Source organism: Solibacillus sp. FSL W7-1436 (genome assembly GCF_038007305.1).
Taxonomy (GTDB): domain Bacteria; phylum Bacillota; class Bacilli; order Bacillales_A; family Planococcaceae; genus Solibacillus.
This window is the reverse complement of record NZ_JBBOWV010000001.1, coordinates 3340168-3364648: the sequence shown is the minus strand read 5'-3', so window position 1 is coordinate 3364648 and position 24481 is coordinate 3340168. Positions and strand designations below refer to the sequence as shown.

Here is a 24481-nt window from a genome sequence, read left to right as displayed (position 1 = left end):
ACCAAATTTAACCTTTCCTGAATATTATTTCTCATAATGGACATTCTATAAAAAAGTTTATCTGAGATTGGAGAAATACTATGTCTTCGGAAGAGAACATTAAGTGGATTAATGAACAATTCAAAGATACAAATGAATTAACGATGAAGACGCTGGAAGATGAAGATAAGAAAGCCGAGCTATTTTACATAAAGCCGCTTATCGATGTGGAATTGCTTCAACAAATTGTCATTAAACCTTATTTTGAAATGCCATCCGAAACGAAATACATTCGATATTTAAAAGCCTTGCCCCAATTTCAGGACAGTAAGTCGCCGGAGCAGCTGAAAACTGAAGTGCTTAACGGCAATGTGGTTCTTTTCATACAGAATAAATTTTATTTACTAGACCTGAAATTTTCTTTCAATGATCAGACGAATACAGCATCAGTTGAAACAACAATTCATGGTTCACAGCTGGCACTTAGCGACAATATTGCGACAAATATTAATATTATCCGATCCGATTACCATCAGCCGACATTGTATGTTGAATACTCCACGATTGGACAAGTAAACAATCATAAACTGGCGATCATTTATGACAAAGAAAAAGTAAATAAAAATGCCCTGAACATTATCACGGAAAAACTGCAGCAAGTAGATAAGCAGGTCATTACATCAACAGTTCAGCTAAGTAACTATATCAACAATAAAAAGTATTCGTTATTTCCACAGTTGATTATGACAGAGCGGCCGGACAGGATTGTCTATAACTTGGCTGGAGGCAAAGTAATATTATTAGTGGACGGTAATCCTCAAGCATTAATTGCCCCTGTATATTTCTTCGATTTCATGACATCGATGGAGGATAATTACCATTCGTTTTATATATCGTTTTTCCTTAAATTTCTCCGTTATACCGGGTTATTTATCAGTCTCCTTTTACCGGGCTTATATATCGGTATTACTTCATTTGCACCGGAAGTTTTCCGAACCGAACTCGCTCTGACAATTGCAGGAAGCCGTATTGGGGTTCCGTTTTCTTCATTTGTAGAAGTATTGTTCATGCTATTTTTTATGGAAATGCTGCTGGAAGCGAGTATACGGCTGCCGAAAACGATCAGTGCAACGGCTACTACCGTCGGGGGGTTGATTTTAGGGACGGCTGTAACAGAAGCATCACTTGCATCGGATATTATGGTTATTATTGTGTCGGCGGTAGCAATATCAACTTTTGTTATTCCAATCAATGAAATGGCATTTACCATACGCGTAATTCGCTTCTTTTTCATTCTTGCAGCAACATTACTCGGCTTGGCAGGATTAACATTAGCACTTTATGCATTGATTATGTATTTAGTGAGCATCGACAGCTTTGGTGAACCATATCTGAAATTTAACGAAAAGAAGACAAGTAAAACGAAGGCAGGGGAGGAAATATGAGCAGGTTTTATTACTATTTAATTATTATTAATATGGTTGCGAATATTATCGCTTCGGTACCTGCCATACTTCTCAATTATCACGATGATGGTGCTGTCATTTCCATGCTTTTATCAATTGCAGCAGGAGTACTTCTTGTAACACTATATACAAAATTTTTCCTTAAGTATCCTGGCAAAACATTACCGGAACTGCTGGAAAAGACTACTTCAAAATGGTTTTATTTGCCCTTCGTTTTTGTACTCGCTGTACTATGGTTTGTTGCCGGACTTATTACGCTTATAACATTTACATTCTTACTTATACGCTATTTAAGTCCTGAAATGCCGATCATTCTAATTTGCCTGACGCTTATATTATCGGTAATTTTTGGCTGTATTTTAAAAACAGACCGTGTAATGTACACCGTTGAGATGATTATGATAATCACAAGTCCTTTAATCCTTTTCATATTTTTTAAAGCATACAGCAGCAATAGTTTAAATTGGGATTTTGTTAGGGAAGCGGCTTTATATATTAATCAAGTACCAAACTGGCATTCATTTTCTGCTTGCTTTTTTTTATTTTTGGGGGCTGCCAATCTATTTATATTCAATCGATTCTTTACGGATAAACAGAAATTTGGCTTTAGACAGATTATGTTTATCGTTTTAATATCTGTCGGGACTTTATTTACAACGTATTTCATACCGATTGGCTTTAATGGACTTGAAGGTATTGATGATTTAGTCTATCCATGGATCTCGACAACCGATTCGATCAGGATGGATTATTTTATTATTGAACGTGTGTTATTCATGTTTTTACTGTTTTATTTAGGGATTGCTTTTTTAAGCATACTTATTCATTGGTATGCGGCAGTAGAGTTTTTAAAATTTACATTTAAGCTGGAAAAAATTAAATATAAAGATAAAGTTATCGGGATATTTTTGCCGCTTCCTATTTTTGTTGCCATCTCTTTATACTTTGTAACCGTATTAACTGAATACCAGCTTTTTCAGTATTCGAGTTATTTTTATGATGTTTTGGTTTTTATTTTTCCAGGCATGATCCTATTGTTTACTTATATTAACAGGAGGATGAAAAATGATGAGTCTCCCTCGGAAAATTAAAGGAACTTTACTTTTATTTGTACTTGGAGGTATTCTACTATCTGGCTGCGCATTTAAAGACATTGATAAAAGTGTTTTTGTTGCAATGATCGCCCTGGATGTTTCTGATGATGAGGAAAACCCGTACAAAGTTACATTGAAGCTATATGAACCGACCGGATCTTTTACAGAGGCTACAGAACCGCAGTATTCCTATTTATCGGAGAATGGGGAAACTCTTTCAGAAGCAATTCGTATGATGGAATCCTATTCAGATAAGGAGCTTGAATTTGGACATTCAAAGCTAATTATTCTAGGTGAGGAATTGGTAAAAGATAATAAAAACAAGGAAATTTTGGACTTTTTACTGCGCAGACCTGATATACAGATGATTTCCTGGATAGCTGTCGGACGTCCTAATGCAGAAGAAATTATTAAAATGATTCCGCAGGGGGAATCGGCGGCCTATCCGGAATTGTTTAACTACTTTGACAGTAATGGTACGACAACACCTTATATTGTGACGACACACTTATTTGAATTCAGAAGAAATATAAAAGAAAGTGGAATCGATAGTGTTCTGCCGATCATTGAAATAAATCAGGAAGATCAGCATTTCGAAGTTAATAAATCCCTATTGCTTGCATTGAATAAAGAGCCATTAGAATTGGATTCTTTAGATACATCGATTTATAATATGCTGTCAAGAAGTGTAAAACATGCGAATTTACTTATAAAGGAGGAGGGGGATCATTTCATTGCCAATATCGATACGGTCAAATCGAAATATAATGTAAATATTAAAAATAAGTCCGAAATCCAGCTTGATATTAATATTAGTTTATACGGCTCGGTAGCAGAATCTCATAAACCAATGAAAAATAAAGATCTACCAAAATATAATGAAGAATTGAAAAAAGAATCGGAGGAGAAATTTAAGGAATTTATAACGAAGATGAAAAAAAATGGCTATGATCCGCTAGGTTTCGGCATCGATTACAAAGCAAAGGTTTTACATAATCGGCGCATGTCCGATGAAGAATGGATGGAAGCCTATAAAAAAGCTAAAGTCAACTTGACTGTTAAACCAGGAATAAAAAGTACCGGATCAATCCAATAAGCACATTGGGTAATAAAAAAAGACTTCAAAACGATTGTCTGAAGTCTTTTTTTAAGTTAAATTGCTACCCAGTGACCTTTTGTAACTTCAACAAGCTCTGTGTTCTCGACATCGAACCGGTTCGCTGCCAGTTCTTCGTCTGTCATTACCCGACGCTTTTTCTGTTTTTCGATAGCCGGATCCGGAATTGGAATCGAGTCGAGCAGCATTTTCGTATAAGGATGCTGCGGATTGGCATACAGCTCTTCACTTTCTGCCAGCTCAACAATTTTCCCGCCATACATAACAGCTACCCGATCACTAATATGTTTTACCATCGACAAGTCATGAGCAATAAATAAATACGTTAATCCTAGTCGTTGCTGCAAATCTTTTAGTAAATCCACGACTTGTTTTTGAATGGACACATCAAGCGCGGATAATGGTTCATCACAAACGATAAATTGTGGTTCCACAGCAAGGGCGCGTGCAATTCCGATTCGTTGGCGCTGACCGCCGCTGAATTCATGCGGATAGCGGAGTGCATGCTCTTTTTTCAAACCAACAAGCTCCAACAATTCCTCCACACGTAACCGGCGTGCTTCCTTTGAAGGGGACAGTTTATGGATATCCAGAGCTTCTCCGATAATATCCAGTACTTTTTTTCTCGGATTTAAACTTGAATAAGGATCCTGGAAAATAATCTGCATATGGCGACGCATACTTTTCAGTTCATTTTTCGTTAAGCGACTGACCGGCACGCCTTTATAAAGCACTTCACCGTCCGTTGGCTCATGCAACTGAAGCAGTGTACGCCCGGTTGTCGATTTTCCGGAGCCGGATTCACCAACAAGCCCTAATGTTTCACCAGGGAAAATTTGAAACGATAAATCGTTCACCGCTTTTAAAACATTGCCTTTTGCTAATTCAAAATGTTTGGATATATTTTTAACTTCGACTAAAGGCACATCGATATTCAAATCAGGCGATAAATTAGGCAGTTCTTTAGGCTGCTTTGGTTCATGCAGCTTTGGTAAAGCATTTAACAGCCGTTTCGTATAAGGATGCTGCGGATTGGCGAAAATTTCTTCCGTCGTTCCTTGTTCTACTACTTCGCCTTCCTTCATAACAACTACGCGGTCGCACATGCCCGCGACAACACCTAAATCATGTGTAATCAATATAATCGATGTACCAAATCGCTGCTGCATATCCTTCATCAACGACAAAATTTGAGCCTGGATTGTTACGTCAAGAGCGGTTGTCGGTTCATCCGCAATAAGGAGGGAAGGATTACACGCCAATGCCATAGCAATCATCACTCTTTGCCGCATTCCGCCACTGAATTCATGGGGGTACTGATTATAACGTTCTTCGCTATTTTTTATGCCCACTAATTTCAGCAGTTCGATTGTTTTAGCATACGCGTCTTTTTTAGAAAGCCCCTGATGCTTTATGATACCTTCTGCAATTTGATCCCCGATACGGATTGTAGGGTTCGTGGAAGTCATCGGGTCCTGGAAGATCATACTAATGTCTTTTCCACGGATCGCTTCCATCTGGTTTTCCGTTTGGGTAATGAGATTTTTTCCTTGAAACTCAATCGTTCCATCTTTCAAAAAAGATGGAGGAGAAGGAAGCAGACGCATAATTGAACGGGCCGTTACACTTTTCCCGCTTCCGGATTCTCCTACAATTCCGACTGTTTCTCCTTCATTCACATGAAAACTTACGCCTTTGACCGCTTCGAATTCCTGTTCTCCCGTTATAAATGATACACGTAAATCACTTACTTGAAGCAACTTTTTACTCATAAAATGCTCATCCTTTAATAAAAATAAAATAATTTCATTGACTTCTGAATGTTCGTTCTACATAATACATTACTATACAGGTAGGGATTATACAATATTAAAAGTGTGAAGATTCTTTACACAATTAAGTTTAAAAGAACTAGTAAGAAAGGAGCTGCTTTTGTTACATGCAGCAGTTATTTTTTGAAAGCTTTCAAAAAAATGCTTCGAAAAAGGGGTATTATTTTGCTTTCGTACTGCTCGGCTTGCTCGTACACATTTTTACAATTCCGTTCTATTTAGTAAATCGATCTAAATCAACGTATGCGGAAAAGGCTATGAATGTGAAGAGGCGGTTAATAGAAGACGAGAAAGTATTCGAATGGCATAAACAATATGAAGTAGAGGAGTGGACAAAAGCCCGGTTTTTCAATCAGAAGGTTGATGAGCAATCTATCATTCTCGCTGCGAAGACGCTCGCACAAAGAAAATTGGAGCGAGAAGTGGAAAAAGAACTTGCGGCAAATGGAATAGTGGAAAATTCCTACATAAATTATTTTGGAACGTTGTTAAGACGTTCGAACTTTTTACTCCTTACGATAATTCCGGGTATTTTGATGTATGCTTTACTGTTCATTACGAGTAATCCGTTTTCTCGCTTTATATTTGAGCGGTTACTGCAAAGTGTTTTCGTTATTATTGGGGTGGCGACACTCGTGTTTACGATTTTGTATATTTCACCGTTTGACCCTGCCCGCAATTTGCTTGGGGTGGAGGCAACACCGGCACAAGTCGAAAACTTTAATAAGCTATACGGGTTGGATCAGCCTTATTTAGTTCAGCTTTGGCATTCACTGTCAGGTCTGTTCACTTTTGATCTAGGAACATCTTTTGCAGGAAAGGAAGATGTCACACAGAGCATTTTGAACAAATTCCCCGTTACGCTTGAAATTGCCATGTTCTCATTACTGATGGCGATTGCCATTGCTATTCCGGTAGGTATTATATCAGCAGTACGTCCGAATTCATTTATCGATTATGCATTCATGTTAATCGCATTAATCGGTTTATCGATTCCAAGTTTCTGGCAAGGTCTGATTTTTATTTTGACGTTCTCGCTTGAATTAAAATGGTTCCCGGCGACGTATAATCCAAGCAACTGGATGTCGATCGTTCTGCCGATTGTTGTACTCGGAACTTCGATCACGGCATCGATTGCCCGTATGACAAGATCAAGTATGCTGGAAGTAATCCATGAAGATTATATTATTACAGCAAAAGCAAAAGGGTTAAGTGAACGGAAAGTAATTACTAAGCACGCAATCCGTAATGCGATGATTCCTATTATTACAGTTATTGGACTGTTATTTGGCGGAATGCTTGGCGGTGCGGCAGTAACAGAAAAAGTATTTAATATTAGCGGTATCGGAAGTTATATTGTCGACAAGCAGTTTATTCCGGATATTCCGGCAATTTTGGGTGGGGTTGTTTATATAGCGATCACCATTTCAATTGTGAACATGCTGATCGATATTTTATACGCTTTCTTTGACCCGAGAATTCGTTCGAAAATGAAAAAATCTTAGGAGAGGGTAACGAAGTGAAATTTATATCAGACGTAAAACTGCTGTTGAAAATAACACAAGAGTATGTAAATGCACAGTTTACCATTGCTTTTTCTGCGATTTTTTCATTGCTGTTTTTACTTTATAGTTTTAATTTTTCAGAAGGTGTATGGCGTCCATATATAGTTGTATTTTTTGTGATTTATATTGGTACTACGATATACGTATGGCTCACATCACTGCTCATTAAGAAGGATTTAGCGAAGCATCGGGAACTGACAAAGCGTACACGTCTTCTTGGTATCCCGTTGGTTCTTACAATTTTTGCGGGCAATGTATTTGCGGCCGGGTTCGGTTTTATGCTCGCATCGAAAAACAAAACAGCGGAATATACTTTTGCTGTATATGCTTTTATGACGCAAATATTCATTATCCTGATTTCGGGATTTAATTTGTTTAAACCATATGTAGTGGATACATTTGTTCTTGCAATGGGCGGGTTTATCCTTTTGGCATTGCTGTATTTAGCAGCAGCTGTGTTAATCGCAAAGTTTGTTACGGTTGATACAGCGCCTAAATGGATGCTGCCGCTTGGAATTGTTCTGCTAATCCCAACATTGACAGGCAATTTCTTCTCGCTGTTACTTGGGATTACGTTAATTCGTAAAGCGCGAAATGCAGATCCGTCCGCAGTAGAGAAATGGCAAAAAACGTGGAATAAGATCCTGCGTAATACGATGGCGGTATTTGGTCTGTTTTTCATCGTTTTCATGTTCAGTTTATCGGTTGTCAGCTCATGGACATTCGATTATGACTTTGCGGTTGAAAACAATTATGCGGTATTGCTGCAGACACCGACACTTGAATATCCGTTAGGTACCGATAATTTCGGCAGGGATTTATTTTCCCGCATTGTGTTCGGTGCGCAAATTTCATTAATCGTTGGTTTTTGTGCAACAATCATCCCGGCAATAATTGGCGGGGCGCTCGGTGCGATTTCTGGCTATTACGGAAAAAATACCGACAATATTATTATGCGTGCACTGGATATTTTATATGCAATTCCAGGAATTCTGCTGGCAATTGCAATCATTGCCGCATTTGGCGCAAATACGACAAATTTAATCATCGCATTAAGTGTCGGCGCTATTCCGACTTATGCGCGGACAATGCGGGCAAATGTACTGCAGATTTCAAACTATGAATTTGTTGAATCAGCCCGCGCATTAGGGGCAAATGACCGCTCGATTATCTTCAGGCATATCGTTCCAAATGCGTTGGCACCTATGATTGTCAAAGCAACATTAACAATCGGAGGAGCCGTTATTTCAACTAGTAGTTTAAGCTTCCTCGGATTAGGTATTGAACCGCATATACCGGAGTGGGGCAATATTTTAAAAGTTGGAAGCACGTATTTAGAGTCACATTCATATTTAGCGATTTTCCCGGGGCTATGTATTATGCTGCTCGTTTTATCGTTTAACTTTTTCGGCGATGGACTGCGTGACGCATTGGACCCAAAATCTAATTAACTTTTTGGAGGAATTTTTCATGAATAAAAAATTATTTACGTTAGCATCAACAGCAACAGTGGCAGCAGTAGCATTAGCAGGCTGTGTCGAAACAAAATCGGATGTAAAAGAAAATGATTCAGCAACTACTGAAACAGCTGGGGCAAAGCCAGTCATCGAATTACTTGGTATGGCTTCTTCAGAGCAGGACATGAATATTGTGCGTGACCAATTAGTGAAGAACGGTTTCGATGTGAAACTGAATATCCAGCCGGATTACGGTTCATTTACAGCACAACAAGATGCGGGCAACTTTGACATTGCCATTTCAAGCTGGACGACTGTAACGGGTAACCCGGACTATGCAGTACGCGGTTTATTCAAAACGGGCGGAGACTACAGCCGTACTTCTGATGAGACAGTCGATAAATTAATCGATGAAGCGAGTACTTTAACAGGTGATGAAGCAAAGGAAAAATATAAAGAGCTGGAACAAGCTTTAGTATTCGACAATGCCTATATCGCACCATTATATATTTCTCAAAAATTCCAGGGAATTTATAAAGCGGAAGTTAATCCGGATACAGTACGTCTGCCAAAATCACGTGCTCAAGCATGGGAAACAATTTCATTCAATGATGAAGGGAAAAATGCATCAGAAACATTGGTACTTCACCAAGCATTGGCATCATTGACTTCCCTTGACCCGGTTAAGGCAAACGATGGTTCGATCAATACACTGAACACGAATATGTATGTTCGTTTAGTGAATTTATCAGATTCGGATGAAGTGGTATCGGAAGGCTCACTTTCTTATGACCATGCCATTGCTGAAAACAACGAAGAATATTATTTCGTACTGCGCGATGATATTAACTTTGCAAAAGTGGAAGGCGATAAAGCAGTTGATACAGGTGATTTAGTATCAGCAGAAGATGTTGTATTCTCTTTAAACCGTGCAAAAGACGAAACATCAGTACCGGATCACCGCACATATTCAATCCATGAAAATATTGATACAGTTGAAATCGTATCGGATATTACATCATTGGAATCAGTGAAAACAGCAGATGGCAAGTCTGTTTTAGAAGAATTATCGGATGAGCTGCCTGCAGCGATTTCTGAAGTTGTGACAGATGAAAAAGATGTAGACAATGCAGCAGGTAAATACCAAGTGGTTAAATTGACAACGCCAAATCCTTTCCCGCAAGTGTTAAACTACTTAGCGCACCAATCTGGCGGTATTGTATCTGAATCTGCGGTAACTGCAGTGAATACATTTGATGTAGCTAGCTATGATCCGAACACGGATATCGCTTACGGTGATCAGTCAACAGTTACTGAAGGCGCAAGCTATGCAAACCATTTAGCAGCATCAGGTCCATATATTTTAGTGAAGAAAAATGACTATGAAGCAACATTCGTGAAAAACCCTGCATACCAGGCGGGAACTGAAAACGAGCCAAAAATTGAAAACATCACTGTTCGTTTCATCCAGGATAATGACAGTGCACTATCAGCATTGCGTAATGGTGAAATCCACGTATTACAATCAGTTCCTGAAACGAAAACAGATGTAGTTGAAGGCGATGAAAATTTACAATTAAAAACAGCTGACAGCAATGCCGTTTCTTACTTATTGTTCAATACAAGCGGTCGTGAAACTGCGAAATCTGCAGACTTACGTAAAGCAGTTCTTCACTCAATCAATCAAGAAGAGTTCATCAGCTACTACCAAGGTAAGAAAAAGCCGGCTGTATCAACAGTTTCACCTTTAATTGACACAGGTTTAAAACTGGAAGCAGACAGCGCAAAAGTGAAAGAGTTCTTAAAAGCATATAACGAATCAAAATAAGATTAAAAACCGAAGCAGCTTATGAAAGTTGCTTCGGTTTATTTTTTAAACTGATGATAAATGATTATGAAACTTTCGGGGATAAATAACCGACTTGCAATATGTGTTCAAACTCTTCTTTTTTAACGGGTTTGGAAAATAGATACCCTTGAATTACATCACAGTCATTTTTCTTTAAAAATCTGAGCTGTTCAAATTCCTCCACACCTTCAGCCACCACATTCATCTCCAGCGACTTCGCTAAATTCAATGTAGCACAAATAATGCCGTTATCTACTTTGTCCTCATTATTAATATTATCTATAAATATTTTATCGATTTTAATTTTATTCGGTTTAAACTTTCGAATCGAAGCCAAAGATGCATAGCCGGTACCAAAATCGTCAACCGCAATCCGAATTCCGAGGTCTTTTAAGCTTTGAATTGTTGAATACACACTCGATTCTATATTCAGCAATGTATCTTCTGTAATTTCGAATTCCAAATAGAACGGATCAATCCCGAAACGCTCCAATTGTGTTTTCACATGCTGATACAACCCTTTTTTCATAAATCGGATAGGAGGGATATTTATTGCTATCGGAATGATTGGCAGTCCTTTTTCTTTCCATTCTTTAAGAAGCTGGCAAACCTTTTCAATCACCCAGTCAGTAATCCCGTTGATCATATGGTTTTCTTCCGCCAATGGAATAAATTCTCCAGGGGAGACTAATCCCCATTCTTTATGATTCCAGCGAATTAACGCTTCAGCTCCGCAAAGAGAACCATTGCCTGTTTCTACTTGCGGCTGGAAATGCAACTCAAATTCCTCATTTGAAATAGCTTTTCGCATATCACGATCCAAAGCATACTTTTTATAAGTAGATATATCTCCTTCATCAGATGAAAGCTGATAAGTACTTTTCCCTTCCTTTTTAGCTTTATAAAGTGCAGTGTGAGCATTTTTCAAAAGGGTCAATTTTTCCTTGCCTTCCTCGGGATAGAAAGTAATACCGATACTAGTCGAGATATTTAACTCGTAATCCTGAATGGTGAACGGTTCTCTAATTTTTTTGATGACCGTTTTAGCGTATTGAAGCACTTCTTTTTTATTTTCGAAATTTTTTATGATCATAATAAAATCATTACTGCTCAAACGTGCAAGATAGCTGTCTTTAGGCATTATTTTTTCAAGCCGGTCTGCAATGAATTTTAATGTTTCATCCCCGATAAAATAACCGAGTGAATCATTGATGATATTAAAGCGGTCCAGGTCGAAATATAGAATGGCAAATGGATCATCACTTTCGCACATGTCATCCAATTTTTTAAATAGACTTTGCTGATTTGGCAGACCTGTAAGATTATCAAAGTTGGATAAGTAATTTATTTTATGTTCTTTTTCTATTTCATAAGTAATATCCGTGACTAAACCGAATATATTCGTTATTTGTCCGTGATTATCAAGCCGGGGTACAACTTCTTCAAGCAGCCACTTTGTATTACCGTTTCCGGAATTAATCCGATAAATCCACTGGAAACTTTGACCGTTCATCATTTTCTTTTTACCGTTTTCCAACTCTGGAAGATGCACGGGCTGGATCATGTTATACCAGGCTTTTGAATCCTCATAAAGGGTAGAGAGGGGGATCTCCAATATTTCTTCCAATCCTTTTGAAGCGAAAAGGAATTTACCACCTATTTTTTCACGCATCCAAATTCCTGATGTGAGAGTATCAAAAATTGACTTATATTCTTCGTTCTGCTCGATCAGCTGTTTTTTTAGCAATGTTTGATATGTTTCATCTTTAATAATTCCAAAGATTTTAGCTGGTTTTCCTTCTTCAGCAAACACTTCAGCATGTACTTTTAAATGTTTTAATTCTTTTGTTTTTCTATGATAAACCCGAACTTTATGCGTATAATGTTCGCCGTCACTAATGGATTTCTTTAAATATTGTAAAGATATATTCAAATCTTCAGGATGTATTTGCTTGAACGGCTCATCAATACTTATATATTTTTGATCATCAATTCCGAACATATTGTAAAAATTTTTGGAACAGATCAGTTTATCTTCATTGAAATAATATTCCCAGCTTCCGATTTCAGCTATTTGCTGAGCATAGTTCAAGTGATTTTCCCATAACATCAGTTCCTGTTTCATCACAGTTTTATCTGTATTATCGGTAACGATCAAATAAACACCGACAACATCTTCTTCGATAATTATCGGAATGAAAGTCAGATCGAGAAATAATGTTTTATTAAGATTATTTTTTATTTCGATACTACATTTTTCAGCATGGCCTCGTAATGTTTTATTGAAAGTATTTTCAAGTAAATCTACGTTATCACCATACAAAAACTGTTGGAAATCCTCGTTAGTTACTACCGGCTTACCGAGTAAAGCTTGGAGTTTGTTATTATTGGAAGAAAGTACTTTACCGAATTTAGATAATACAACAACAATATTCGGATGATTATTCGTAAGAGATGTGAAATAATTGAAAAAGTCTTTATTCACTTCTTGATTGAGATTTCGACCTGAAAATAATTGATTGAATTTTTGATAGTTCATATCATTTTCCATTAATTTTTCCACCATCCCTCTATAAAATCCATTTCATTGATCCGTAAGTGTTCATAACACCAATTTGTTAATCGAATTTTACACTATATGATAAAAAAATACTATTTTCGATATTATAATCTATTTAATCATAAAACATAATGAAAAGGTACGTATCGAGAGTATTTAATAAAACTGGAAGAATACTGTTTATTGCAAAATAAAAGTGCAGACTAGTGCAAAGAATTTGTACAGAGTCCTGCACTATTTTTGTGCATAAAAAAAGACTTGCCAGCCACCCCAAGTCCCTCTACTCTTTTAGGTGTCGAATCCAAAAAGTGGAGGTAAGAAAGGATGCTAGCAATGTCTGAAGTTAATTGTATCAAAACATTACGAAATGAAAAAGGACTATCTATTACCGAAATTGCCAATACAATGCAAGTGAATTGGCGCACTGCCAAAAAATATGGCGATGGAGATCAATTGCCTCAAGAGAAAACTCATTTGAAAACGGGCATGATGTACGACGAAGAATGGGGAGAAATCGTAATTGATTGGTTAGAAGAGGATTTAAAACTTAAGAAAAAGTTACGCCGTACAAATAAGAAAATGTTTGAAGATTTAGTAAAGAAGGGCTTCAAAGGTTCCTATAGAACACTTTGTAATTTCATTCAAGAATGGAAAGCAGCACAAGAAGACGAAATAGACAAAGGTCATGAACGTTTAGAACATCCAGAAGGAGAAGCTCAAGTAGATTTCGGGATTATGGAAGCTGTTCAAGATGGCGAAATACTTGATGTTCACGCATTGGTCATGTCATTTCCAGCAAGTAATACAGCATTTGCGGTACCGATGCCGGGTGAAAATTTAGAATGCTTTTTAGGCGGACTTCAAGTGTTATTTAAACAGGCTGGTGGTGTCCCATTGAGCATTCGAATTGATAACTTAACACCTGCGGTGAAAAAGGTAAGAAAAGGCGATTCAGAGGCACAACTAACAGAAGCCTTTCGACATTTCCAACAATATTACGGGTTCAAAGTGCAAGTATGTAACCCACGAAAAGGAAATGAAAAAGGTCATGTGGAAGGTAAAGTAGGTTATGTTCGTTATAACTTCTTTAGCCTACCTCCGGTAATAAAGGATCTTGAAGATTTAACGAATCAATTAGAACAACAATTAATCAAGGATCGTCAACGAGTTCATTATAAAAAAGAAGTAATGATTGATGAACTGTGGAAGCGCGAGCAAAAGCAATTAATCAAATTACCTGAAAAACCGTATCCGGTATTTAAGCAGTTTTTAATCAAGTTTAATAAATATAATGAATTCAAACTTGATGGGCATTTGATTCATGTGCCAAGAGCAAGAAACTACGTCCAGCTTTCTTGTGTGACCTACTGGGATTCGTATAAAGTCATCACAAATGACGGAGAAATTTTATTATCTGATGCCCGACCTTATATGAGAAAACGTCGTTTTATTCCATGGAAGGAAATCTTAAAAGATTGGTTGAAAAAACCACGTGTTGTAGGGCATTCCCGTTACTCAATCTATCTGCCAACGCGCATTAAAGAGTATTTAACAGTTCCTTCACTTGCGTTAAGAAAACAACGGATTAATGAATTACTGACACTTTTACTTACACATGATATGAATGATATTGATCAAAATTTTTATAATTATATTGGCCGTGAGGCTGAAGAAACTGAACATCCTTACGGTGTTAATTGGACAGAATATGATGCCTTATCCCCAAAAGGGACGGAGGTGTTAAATCATGAATGAAGATATTTTAACACTCTGTAAGCAATTGAGATTAGCATATGTAGCAGAAGCAATTAAAGAAGTGCCTTTTACTGAGCCGGAAGAATATCTGTATCAAGTTTTATTAAAAGAGCAGCTTGGCAGAGAACAAGCAAAAATAGCACGTAACTTGAAACAAGCTCGTTTCATTGATACAAAAACGCTAGAAAGCTACCAGTGGCATAAAGATATTTGTTTTCCTAGCCATTTAACGAAAGATGAGTTAGAACAGCTAGATTTTATTCGAAGAAAAGAGAATGTCATTTTAGTTGGCGCACCTGGAACAGGTAAAACACATTTAGCTTCTGCCCTTGGCCGAAAGGCTTGTGAGCATGGATTTGAAGTACGTTTTTATCGTGTATCGCATTTAGTTGAGGAGCTAGAGCACGCCCTACATACGGGGAAATTGAAGCAGTTTAGAAGTAAATTAGAGAAAGTTGATTTAATGATTTTAGATGAAATGGGTTATTTACCTTTCGGCAAAGAAGGAGCAGAATTACTGTTTCAAATTATTTCAGAGTTCTATGAACAAAAGAGCTTAATTATCACTTCAAATTTAGAATTTAGTCAGTGGAACCGCATTTTCTCGGATTCACGTTTAACGGCAGCTCTGGTGGATCGTTTGATTCACCACGCCCACATTATTTCCTACACGGGCCAGAGCTTCCGTTTAACAAATGCATTGTCGAGAAAATAGTGAAAAAAAATCGGGTGGCAACACTCTGTATTTTTCGTTGCAATTCTCTGCACTTTTCTCTTGCAAAATACAAATACCTTTCATTGGCGTCTTCCGGGCAAGCGGTAATACCTGATGTTTTATACTTACAGCTTCAAAATTATATGGAAAACATGGCAAAAATGAAAGCAGAAAAGCTTAATTTTGATCAATTATTTATCAAGGTTATATTTTCAATTTTGAAACGGCCAATGTATGCGTATCACGATGCAGATATCCGGGGAATTAGTATGAAAGTTCTATAGAGGTGATGTGGAAAGCGGGTTTACGTAAGAAGCTAAATTAGATTATTTTAATGCCGAAGTTTGACCATACCTCAAAAAGCCGTTTTCTTTGGGAGATAAAACGGCTTTTTTACTGCATGGAAATTATTACTATAAAATACTGCTATCCCGGCTTTTTGTTATTACTGTGCTACACGGCGGTACTCTTTGACAGTACCATCTGCAAATTTAATTTCTAATTCCACTTCCAAAAAGCTGTCGGGCTGTTCGAATTTTTGAAGTACTTCATCAAGAACCTCATCATCTGGTGTATCCTTATCGAATGTAAATCCTTCGAAAATCGGAACCAATTTGTTCGTTGCTTCATTACCTTCTATTTTTGTTTTGTTAACTTCATCTTCAATTTGTGCTTCTGCACGAGATGCTTCATTTTCATAACTCACTTCATAACTTTTATCATCGGCATACTGAATATCCAAATCAAAGTGAGTAAAGTTAAATGGGGCATCCGCTGTTTCGGTTACTGTACTTGTCTGATTCATAGTATTTTGTTCTGTCGGTGCATTTTCAGGCAAATTGGTTGCTTCTTCGCTGTCCCCACAGCCTACTAGCAATGCAGTTGTACTTAGCGCGCAAATTAGTGCAAATTTTTTCATGAATGTAATCCACCTTTCTTATAGCTATTGTTAAAATACCCGATAAATTAAAAATTAATCAGCCTAATATTATTTTAATAAATATAGTTAATTTCGTTTATGACATATTATCTATTCGCGGTAATAAATACAGCAACTGAAAATTACGATTTGGAACATCAGAAAATGAATAAAATTCCATTATATTCTATATTTAAAAGAATTTATGTTACAATTATTGAATGAAATAGATTTTGATGGAAAAACCATAAGCAAGTGTTGTTCCATCGTCTCTCCAATTTATTTCATAAAACCTAGTGGAAATGAATTTATAATGCAGGAGGATGTTTGAATGAATAAGATCACTAAAACCGTTTTGGCTACAACATTGGGGACTACATTGATGCTGACGTCGATTATACCTGCCGTTAAAGCTGATGAAGTAACTCCGGATATAAGCAGCTGGGCAATCGGGACATTAAATGAAGGCGAGAAATACGGGATTTTTCCAATCGAATGGTACTATGATGGTTTCCGTTCAGCGATTACTTCGGAGCGTTTAGATTCTTTAATTAAACTGACTGCACAGAAAATAGCAAGTTTAAATCTGGATAAAAATGAAGACTTTAAGCCCGTTTCAGTAAAAGGCGATGGCACACGCGGCGATATAATAAACCTTCTTTATAATATTGTTGGTCAATACAAATTAGATACAGTAGATGATGCTGTAACATATATGAAGAAACATAAAGTTTTACAAGGGTCGGAAAAAGGCTTGATGCTCGAACAGAAAGCTACAACACAACATGCGGTAATTTTTGCCGTACGCCTGATCCAGAATACATTTGAGCAGGCAAATGCCGGAGCAAAAGGTGTTGCATGGGTAGTGGAAGATGAAGATACTAAAGTGTATATGCTTGGCTCCATTCATGTAGGAACGCCGGATCTCTACCCGATGCATAAAAAATTAACAAAAGCATTTGATGAGTCGGACGGACTTTTCGTTGAAGCGAATTTATTAGACCCTACCGGTATGGAGTATTATATCGAAAAGGCGATGTTTAATGATGGACGCACGATTAAAGATGTTGTAAGTGAAGAAACGTATGCGAAACTTCAAAAAGTCGCAGAACAGCTTGAAATGCCTATCGAAGAGCTGGAAATACAAAAGCCTTGGCTGCTTTCAAATAATTTTTCGTCGCTGATGATGGACGGGGCATTTGGTTTAACAGCAGAAGAAATGGCGATGCATGGAGTGGATATGCAATTTTTATTAAGTGCTTATTTACAGCAGAAACCTATTTATGAGCTGGAAGGAATCAATGCACAAGTTGATATGTTTGAAGCATTATCCCCGGAAACACAGGAAGAATCGTTAGTTGCAGCACTTGACGGTATTTTGGAGCCTACTGGACAGTCCGAAGAAGATGTTCAGTTAATGGCAGACTGGTTCACGAATTGGGTGAAAGGTGATGTGGAAAAGTTTGCGGAAAGCTTAACTGAAATGGAAGGGGACACATCTGAGTTCAATCAGATGCTGTTCGGCAAACGTGATGCAGAAATGGCCGCTAAGCTTGTGGATGTATTGGAAGAACAAAAAGGGACATTCTTTGTCGTTGTCGGCGCGGGTCACTTTTTAGTTGATAAAAATATCCGCTATCACCTAGAGGAAAGCGGTTATGAAGTAAAACCGTTTTATCAATAAATTAAAAGCGCATGGAGCTGGTTACGAAAGTAACTGGTCCATGCGTTTTATTTTGAAAAATTACATAAAAATGTGAATTACGATTGTAATAAAGTAAGCAAAGGTCTGCCGGCGACCATGAAAATGATATAGATTGAAAGGGCTCCTAAAATAGCATAACCAGGCTTCCACAAACCTGAAAAATAAAAAACAAGTACAGTAAATAATACCATGCCGACAGCCCCAAAAATGGCGTTTTGCTGCACAATATGAAATGTTTCTTCCGTCATATTTTTCACTTGCAGCCGCATATTAAGCAACGTTAGTATCGGGAGCAATGTAATTATGCCGGATAAGAAGTGCAAATTCGATTTGCTTAACCAAGAAGCGAGCAGCATCACTGTACCGCCAAGAATAAATTGAATTACATAAAACACGTTCCGCTTACCTCTATTCCATTAAAATACAATAACTATAAATTATAGATTTGCATGTATCAACATTATTTTCGGAAAATAGAATAAATAATTTAAAACGAGATTTCCTTAGTGTATTTTCTAATATATTTTATAAGAAGAATTGCATTAATTCTCTCAAGTTGTAAAAATATGTTGAATTTTCTAGTCATAGTAGTGTACCCTTGATGAAAATGATTATCATTCGCATAGCAATGAATAATATAAGGGGTGAGAAGAATTCAAACGAACGATTTAATAAAATTTTTCGCCAACTCAGCGATTCAATATGCAGATTTATTTGTAACAAGTTTAGCTCCTAATGTACATGATACCAATCGTAATACAGCACCATGTTTAAATGGAATCGTTATTACTCTGTCGGGTAGCGCAAATTTTTCACTGAATGGGGAAGTATACACGATACATAAAGGGGTAATCCTCCATGCCGGGCCTAATATGGCGATTGATATTAAAGTTACAAGTAAGGAACCATGGCATTATACTGTACTGCATTATGAAATGTTGAACCGCCCCTGTTCAATGGATATAGGCCATTTTGAAATCGTTACTGGTCATCATCATAAATTGGATTATTTAGTTCATCAATTAATCCATTTCGAAAAAATACCGGGCGATATGAACCGGCTGAAATGTAAGTCTCTGTTCCTGCAGTTGGTGGAATTCATTGTTATTTGCGCAAAAATGCAAACTTCAAACAATGTAGTGGATCAGGCGATTACATTTATAACCGAACATTATAATTTACCAATAACAATAGCAGAAATTGCGGAGGAGGTAGGGTGTGACCGTCGAAGATTTGCCTATTTGTTTGATAAGCAAATCGGCATGTCACCAATTCAGTTTTTAACGGAGATCCGATTAAAAAAATCCCGGGAATTGCTGCGAACGACATCAATTCCGATTAAGGAGATTGCTGAACTTATCGGTTACCAGGATGCATTCTACTTTTGCCGGGTTTTCAAAAAGCAGTATCATATGACACCGACAAATTTCCGTAAGCAATATTTAACTATTTAAGCAAAAATCCATTCATTTTGTAAAAAACTCTATGTACGTAAAAACAGCCGTTTGATATTATCAAGATTGTAAATAAAATGATAATGATAATCGTTATCAATGAAACGGGAGGAAAAAATAATGAAAAAATATCGTACATTAATCAGTGCAGGGGCAATTGCACTGATGCTTGCTGCATGCAGTTCGGATGAAGAGGTGGATTCTTCATCTGCAGCTGAGTCAGGAAATAAAACAGAACAAGTTACAAATGAAGAAAAACCAGTTGCCGATGAAGCAACAGAACAAAAAATATCCTATTTAGGGAACGACTATGAAGTGCCTGCAAAAGTGGAAACAATTATTGCAGCAAGTCTGGAAGCGATGGAAGATGCCGCAGTACTTGGTGTAAAGCCTGCCGGTGTTATTTCTAATGATGGCACGTCAATACCTAAATACTTGGAGACGGATTTGACAGGAGCAACTGTTGTCGGTTCCAAAAAAGAACCGAGTACAGAGGCCATGCTATCTTTAAACCCTGATGTAATTATAGGAACGAGCAAATGGGATGAAGCACAAATGTCAAAATATAATAAAATAGCAACGACATTCCCTTATTCTCATATTTCTACAAACTGGAAAGAAAATTTATTATTATTTGGACAATTAGCCGACAAAGAAGCCGAAGCACAGAAAGCACTGGATGACTATGATAAGCAATTGGCCATTACGAAAGAAACGATTGCCAGCAGTGAACTGAAAGATAAAAAGGTTTTAATTATCCGAGTACGAGGCGGTTTGTCGGTCTATCCTGCAGGGGTATATTTAAACCCTTCTATTTATGAAGATTTTGGCTTTACAGTGCCAGAAGAATTGAATTCAATCGAAGCGCAAACAACGATTACATATGAAACATTGGCAGAGTGGAATCCGGATATGATTTTCCTGCAGTTCGCCGATGATGAAAATAAGGAGACACCTGAACTCTTACAGGAGATTTTAGATAATCCGATATTTAACAGTACAACTGCTGCTAAAACAAATAATGTGCATGTTAATCTTATAGATGCATTGGCACAAGGAGGGACAGCTTGGTCAAAAATTTCCTTCCTGGAAGCGTTTAATGAAAAAGTATTAAAATAAGCACGAATAATTCAATAGACAGCTTCAGAGAAGTCAGAGCAAACGCTAAATTATTCTGTGAAAGGGCTGTTCCGGAAAGGTTTTCCGGGCAGCCTATTTCTTTTATTCAATAAAAGGAGGCCTATATTTTTGAATTTTTCATCCCGGCATTTCATTATATTTTCAACAATAATGCCTGTTCTGATTGTTGTTGTGACACTCATGTCGATCTCGATGGGCACAAAATCAATTGCGCTTGAAACAATTATTGATGCATTTATCCATTACGACAAAGAAAATATAGATCACCAAATAATATGGTCTGGTCGGGTACCAAGAGCGCTCGCTGTATTATTTGTTGGTGCATTTTTAGCAACAGCAGGTGCAGTTATGCAAGGGGTTACACGAAACTTTCTTGCGTCCCCGTCAATTATGGGCGTAACGGACGGCTCAGCTCTTTTCATTACGATGGCCTTTGTTTTCTTGCCGGGGATTTCAAGTTTTAGTTTAGTCCTCCTTTCAATGCTGGGATCACTTTTTGGCGGTGCACTTGTATTTGGTTTCGCATCCATAATTAAAAACGGGCTATCTCCAGTAAGACTGGCAATTATCGGTACGGTAATCGGTACGTTCATCAGCAGTATCGGAACGGCGATCGCAATGTATCATCAAATATCACAAACGATAACAATGTGGTACAACGCAAAAGTACATATGGTAGAAATGGAATTAATCTATTTGTGTGTTCCTATTGGAATGATTGGACTACTACTGGCTATTTCATTGGCGCGCGCTGTGACAATTACAGCACTTGGCGAAGATGTTGCGGTCGGATTGGGGCAGAATACAAGAATAGTAAAAGTATTGAGTATGCTAGCTGTTGCTATATTGACGGGTACTGCTGTAGCTCTTGTCGGAAAAATTGCTTTTGTCGGATTAGTCGTACCTCATATTGTAAGAATGCTTGTTGGCGTCGACTATCGCGTAATTATTCCTTGTTCGGCTGTTATGGGTGCCTTTTTCCTTGCAGGCTGTGATCTCGTAAGCCGTTACATTAATTTTCCGTTTGAAACACCAATTGGGGTAGTGACTGCACTAATCGGGGTACCGTTTTTCTTATATTTAATTCGACGTAAAGGCGGGGAAAAATATGCCGCTTAAAAAAACAAAATGGCTGTTTACAATTGGCACACTTTTTTTCATTCTTCTATTAGCAATGTATATCCATTTAACAAGCGGTGCGTTTACGATGACAACACCGGAAGTATTTAAGACTTTACTGAGGATTGATTCGACAGAACAATTTGATTTAGTCATATTTGATTTTAGGTTGCCTAGAATCATTACGGCAGCACTTGTCGGTATGGGTCTTGCGATGGCTGGCGTTGTTCTTCAGGGGATTACCAAAAATGCGCTTGCTGATCCGGGAATCATCGGAATTAACGCCGGTGCTGGCTGTGCGATTGTTATTTTCATGTTTTTCTTCCAGGTGGAACTTATTGATGTGGAAATAAACAGCCTTATAAAAATATTAATTGTTCCGATTTTTGGCTTTGTAGGAGGAGCAATAGCTGCAACAATAATATTGGTCATTTCATATAAACATGGACGAATGGATATGCAAAGGCTGATTTTAACAGGGATTGCCATTAACACCGGCTTTAGTGCAGTTACTTTATTCTGGTCGCTGAAAATGGATGAAGGGGACTATCAGGCCGCTGCTATTTGGATGAATGGTTCCATCTATAATTCCAACTGGTATTTTGTCGGTGCAATGCTTCCATGGCTGATTATTTTAGGTATTTATATTTACCGGAAAGCCTATTTGCTCGACTATTTTCAATTGGAGGAAGAGACAATCACTAGTCTGGGCATATCTTTAGAAAAAGAAAAAATTAAACTAATGCTTGCAAGTGTGGGACTTGTCAGTGCCTGTGTTTCAGTTTCGGGAAGCATAGGGTTCATTGGTTTAATGGCACCGCATATTGCAAGACAGCTAGTCGGAATTCATCATCGCTATATGACGCCGGTAAGCCTTTTTATAGGGGCATTATTGCTTGTGTTTTCAGATTATGTAGCAAAAACGGTCTTTTCACCTGTAGAGCTCTCTGTCGGGATAGTCGTATCACTTGTCGGGATACCTTATTTTCTGTATTTGCTTGTAAAATCGAAAGGGTGAGATAGATTGTATGCATTTGAAGTTGAAAGCTTAACGACAGGTTATGAGAATACAAGAATTATCGAAAATTTAAATGTGAGCATTCAAGCAGGTAAGATTACGACGATTATCGGACCGAATGGCTGCGGTAAATCTACTTTATTAAAAACAATCGGCCGTATATTAAAAAAGGAATGTGGCGAAATTTTTCTGCAGGATGAAAACATGAATACGATGTCTACTAAGGAAATCGCAAAAAAACTGGCATTACTCGTGCAGTCTCCGGCAGCACCGGGACAACTGAAAGTACATGAGCTTATTTCGTATGGACGCTATCCTCACCGGAAAAATGTTGGACGCCTTACAAAAGAAGACAACGAAAAAATTAATTGGGCTATGGAAGTCACAAACACTTTGGAGTTCCAAAACCGGGAAATCGCAGCACTTTCAGGTGGGCAACGGCAGCGTGTGTGGCTGGCGATGGCTTTGGCGCAAGAGACCGATATTTTACTGTTGGACGAACCGACGACATACTTGGATATGGCACATCAACTGGAAGTGCTTGAAATTGTTCAGCAACTCAATAGAACGTTTGGCTGTACGATAATTATGGTACTCCATGATTTGAACCATGCTGCAAGATTTTCAGATGAACTGATCGCGATGAAAAAGGGGGAAGTGCTTCATACGGGCACTCCCGAACAAATAATGAAAGCCGACATACTAAAAAGTGTATTCCAAATTGAAGCTAAGATTATGATTGATCAGGAACATCAGGTACCCGTCTGTTTTTCATATAATTTAATGAAATAGGTGAATTTAATGCAATCAAAGTACAATGGCTATTCTTATATTGTGGACATTTACGAACCGAATGAAATCCCTCCGGCAGAAGGGTTTCCGGTAATCATCGTGTTGGATGGAACACGCTACAGTAAACTGATGTATGAAACAATGGCAATGCAGATGCGAAACAGGAAAAAAACATTGGTTGATCCTGCAATTATTGTTGGTATCGGCCATGATGAAAAGGATATTCCAAAACAGCGATTTTATGATTTCACGGCACCGGCAGTTCATTATCATTTTCCTGTTCGCAGGGGGAAAGTGATGCAGGAGCTTCCGGCTGGAGGAGCAGTACAATTGATGGATTTTATTTTGCAGCAAATTGTACCGATGCTTCAGGAAAAATATGCAGTTGACGATCAGAAAATATCGCTGTATGGACACTCGTTAGGCGGATTATTTGTATTGTGGAGTTATTTAATTTATCCGGACAGCTTTTATAAATATGTAGCTTTAAGCCCATCGATTTGGTGGAATGATCATGAGCTTTTTCGGACAATTCAACAAGTGGAAAATCCTATTGAAGCACCTATATTCATCGGAGTTGGAGGGAAAGAGGGCGATATGGTTGATGATGCGCAGAAATTCGCTGCAATGGCTTCTGAGAAATGGATGAACAGTGAATTTTATATAGCAGAAAGCGAAAATCACGCATCTGTCATTCCGACTACAATGAGCCGGGTTCTACGATTTTTAAGAACAGATGACTAAGCAGGTGGAACAAACGGCTGTATTATAACTAACCAAACTACGGTTGAACTCTTTAGCTTTACTTCAAATTGATAAAAATCGTCCTTTTACTGTTAGATAAATGGCGGTTTTTAGTATGAAATGTTTTAAGAAGGAGACAATTGCACCGCATGTTTTTATGTAGATATTTAAGGGAATAGATGACTATCACGCTTCAATCAT

General features: G+C 37.7%; 19 protein-coding genes. 15 read left to right on the top strand and 4 right to left on the bottom strand.

Going from position 1 to position 24481, the window contains the following annotated elements; all coding sequences use genetic code 11:
- Positions 1 to 80 precede the first annotated feature (80 nt).
- From MKX73_RS16585 to MKX73_RS16575, 3 genes are read left to right on the top strand one after another with little or no spacing between them, the layout of a single operon-like run.
- The gene (locus tag MKX73_RS16585; protein WP_340718404.1) at positions 81 to 1424 is read left to right on the top strand and encodes a spore germination protein; all 1344 of its coding nucleotides are present in this window, start codon (positions 81 to 83) and stop codon (positions 1422 to 1424) included.
- Entirely contained in the window at positions 1421 to 2536 is a 1116-nt protein-coding gene (locus MKX73_RS16580) for a GerAB/ArcD/ProY family transporter (protein ID WP_340718403.1), read from the top strand. Before MKX73_RS16585 ends, MKX73_RS16580 begins: the two co-directional genes overlap by 4 nt.
- Positions 2511 to 3635, top strand: coding sequence for a Ger(x)C family spore germination protein (locus MKX73_RS16575; protein ID WP_340718402.1), 1125 nt, complete (start codon positions 2511 to 2513; stop codon positions 3633 to 3635). Before MKX73_RS16580 ends, MKX73_RS16575 begins: the two co-directional genes overlap by 26 nt.
- A gap of 56 nt (positions 3636 to 3691) precedes the next feature.
- Here the strand turns inward: MKX73_RS16575 and MKX73_RS16570 are convergent, their stop codons facing one another.
- A complete protein-coding gene (locus MKX73_RS16570; RefSeq protein WP_340718401.1) occupies positions 3692 to 5428 on the bottom strand; it encodes an ABC transporter ATP-binding protein in 1737 nt (578 codons plus the stop codon).
- A 167-nt stretch (positions 5429 to 5595) separates the two neighbouring features.
- Between MKX73_RS16570 and MKX73_RS16565 the strand changes: the two genes are divergently transcribed.
- The 3 genes from MKX73_RS16565 to MKX73_RS16555 are packed head-to-tail and all read left to right on the top strand — an operon-like array spanning position 5596 to position 10338.
- Positions 5596 to 6993 (top strand): ABC transporter permease, encoded by a 1398-nt coding sequence (locus MKX73_RS16565; RefSeq protein WP_340718400.1) that lies wholly within the window; start codon positions 5596 to 5598, stop codon positions 6991 to 6993.
- Positions 6994 to 7007: 14 nt separating this feature from the next.
- Positions 7008 to 8504, top strand: a complete 1497-nt coding sequence (locus MKX73_RS16560; RefSeq protein ID WP_340718399.1) for an ABC transporter permease — start codon at positions 7008 to 7010, stop codon at positions 8502 to 8504.
- 19 nt (positions 8505 to 8523) lie between these two features.
- Positions 8524 to 10338 carry an ABC transporter substrate-binding protein gene (locus MKX73_RS16555; RefSeq protein ID WP_340718398.1) on the top strand — a complete coding sequence of 605 codons (1815 nt, stop codon included), beginning with the start codon at positions 8524 to 8526 and terminating at the stop codon, positions 10336 to 10338.
- 64 nt (positions 10339 to 10402) lie between these two features.
- Here the strand turns inward: MKX73_RS16555 and MKX73_RS16550 are convergent, their stop codons facing one another.
- Positions 10403 to 12910 carry a sensor domain-containing protein gene (locus tag MKX73_RS16550; protein WP_340718397.1) on the bottom strand — a complete coding sequence of 836 codons (2508 nt, stop codon included), beginning with the start codon at positions 12908 to 12910 and terminating at the stop codon, positions 10403 to 10405.
- A 342-nt stretch (positions 12911 to 13252) separates the two neighbouring features.
- Between MKX73_RS16550 and istA the strand changes: the two genes are divergently transcribed.
- Complete coding sequence (gene istA, locus MKX73_RS16545; protein ID WP_340716814.1) at positions 13253 to 14674, top strand: IS21 family transposase; 1422 nt, start codon at positions 13253 to 13255, stop codon at positions 14672 to 14674.
- The gene (gene istB, locus MKX73_RS16540; protein ID WP_340716815.1) at positions 14667 to 15389 is read left to right on the top strand and encodes an IS21-like element helper ATPase IstB; all 723 of its coding nucleotides are present in this window, start codon (positions 14667 to 14669) and stop codon (positions 15387 to 15389) included. The genes istA and istB overlap by 8 nt, the downstream gene beginning before the upstream one ends.
- A 445-nt stretch (positions 15390 to 15834) precedes the next feature.
- Here the strand turns inward: istB and MKX73_RS16535 are convergent, their stop codons facing one another.
- Positions 15835 to 16308 carry a YusW family protein gene (locus MKX73_RS16535; protein WP_340718396.1) on the bottom strand — a complete coding sequence of 158 codons (474 nt, stop codon included), beginning with the start codon at positions 16306 to 16308 and terminating at the stop codon, positions 15835 to 15837.
- A 331-nt stretch (positions 16309 to 16639) separates the two neighbouring features.
- On the opposite strand from MKX73_RS16535, the gene MKX73_RS16530 reads away from it, so the two are divergent.
- Positions 16640 to 17992, top strand: coding sequence for a TraB/GumN family protein (locus MKX73_RS16530; protein WP_340718395.1), 1353 nt, complete (start codon positions 16640 to 16642; stop codon positions 17990 to 17992).
- A 77-nt stretch (positions 17993 to 18069) separates the two neighbouring features.
- On the opposite strand, the gene MKX73_RS16525 is transcribed toward MKX73_RS16530, so the two are convergent.
- Positions 18070 to 18408: a GlpM family protein gene (locus tag MKX73_RS16525; protein ID WP_340718394.1), complete on the bottom strand. Its 339-nt coding sequence runs from the start codon at positions 18406 to 18408 to the stop codon at positions 18070 to 18072.
- Positions 18409 to 18657: 249 nt separating this feature from the next.
- Between MKX73_RS16525 and MKX73_RS16520 the strand changes: the two genes are divergently transcribed.
- The 6 genes from MKX73_RS16520 (at position 18658) to MKX73_RS16495 (ending at position 24280) form a co-directional block, all read left to right on the top strand.
- Positions 18658 to 19467, top strand: a complete 810-nt coding sequence (locus tag MKX73_RS16520) for a helix-turn-helix domain-containing protein (RefSeq protein WP_340718393.1) — start codon at positions 18658 to 18660, stop codon at positions 19465 to 19467.
- Positions 19468 to 19587: 120 nt separating this feature from the next.
- The gene (locus MKX73_RS16515; protein ID WP_340718392.1) at positions 19588 to 20586 is read left to right on the top strand and encodes an ABC transporter substrate-binding protein; all 999 of its coding nucleotides are present in this window, start codon (positions 19588 to 19590) and stop codon (positions 20584 to 20586) included.
- A 129-nt stretch (positions 20587 to 20715) separates the two neighbouring features.
- Entirely contained in the window at positions 20716 to 21726 is a 1011-nt protein-coding gene (locus tag MKX73_RS16510; protein WP_340718391.1) for a FecCD family ABC transporter permease, read from the top strand.
- Positions 21716 to 22744 carry a FecCD family ABC transporter permease gene (locus MKX73_RS16505; protein WP_340718390.1) on the top strand — a complete coding sequence of 343 codons (1029 nt, stop codon included), beginning with the start codon at positions 21716 to 21718 and terminating at the stop codon, positions 22742 to 22744. The genes MKX73_RS16510 and MKX73_RS16505 overlap by 11 nt, the downstream gene beginning before the upstream one ends.
- Positions 22745 to 22750: 6 nt before the next feature.
- The gene (locus MKX73_RS16500; RefSeq protein ID WP_340718389.1) at positions 22751 to 23536 is read left to right on the top strand and encodes an ABC transporter ATP-binding protein; all 786 of its coding nucleotides are present in this window, start codon (positions 22751 to 22753) and stop codon (positions 23534 to 23536) included.
- 9 nt (positions 23537 to 23545) lie between these two features.
- Positions 23546 to 24280 (top strand): alpha/beta hydrolase, encoded by a 735-nt coding sequence (locus MKX73_RS16495; protein ID WP_340718388.1) that lies wholly within the window; start codon positions 23546 to 23548, stop codon positions 24278 to 24280.
- Positions 24281 to 24481: the final 201 nt, after the last annotated feature.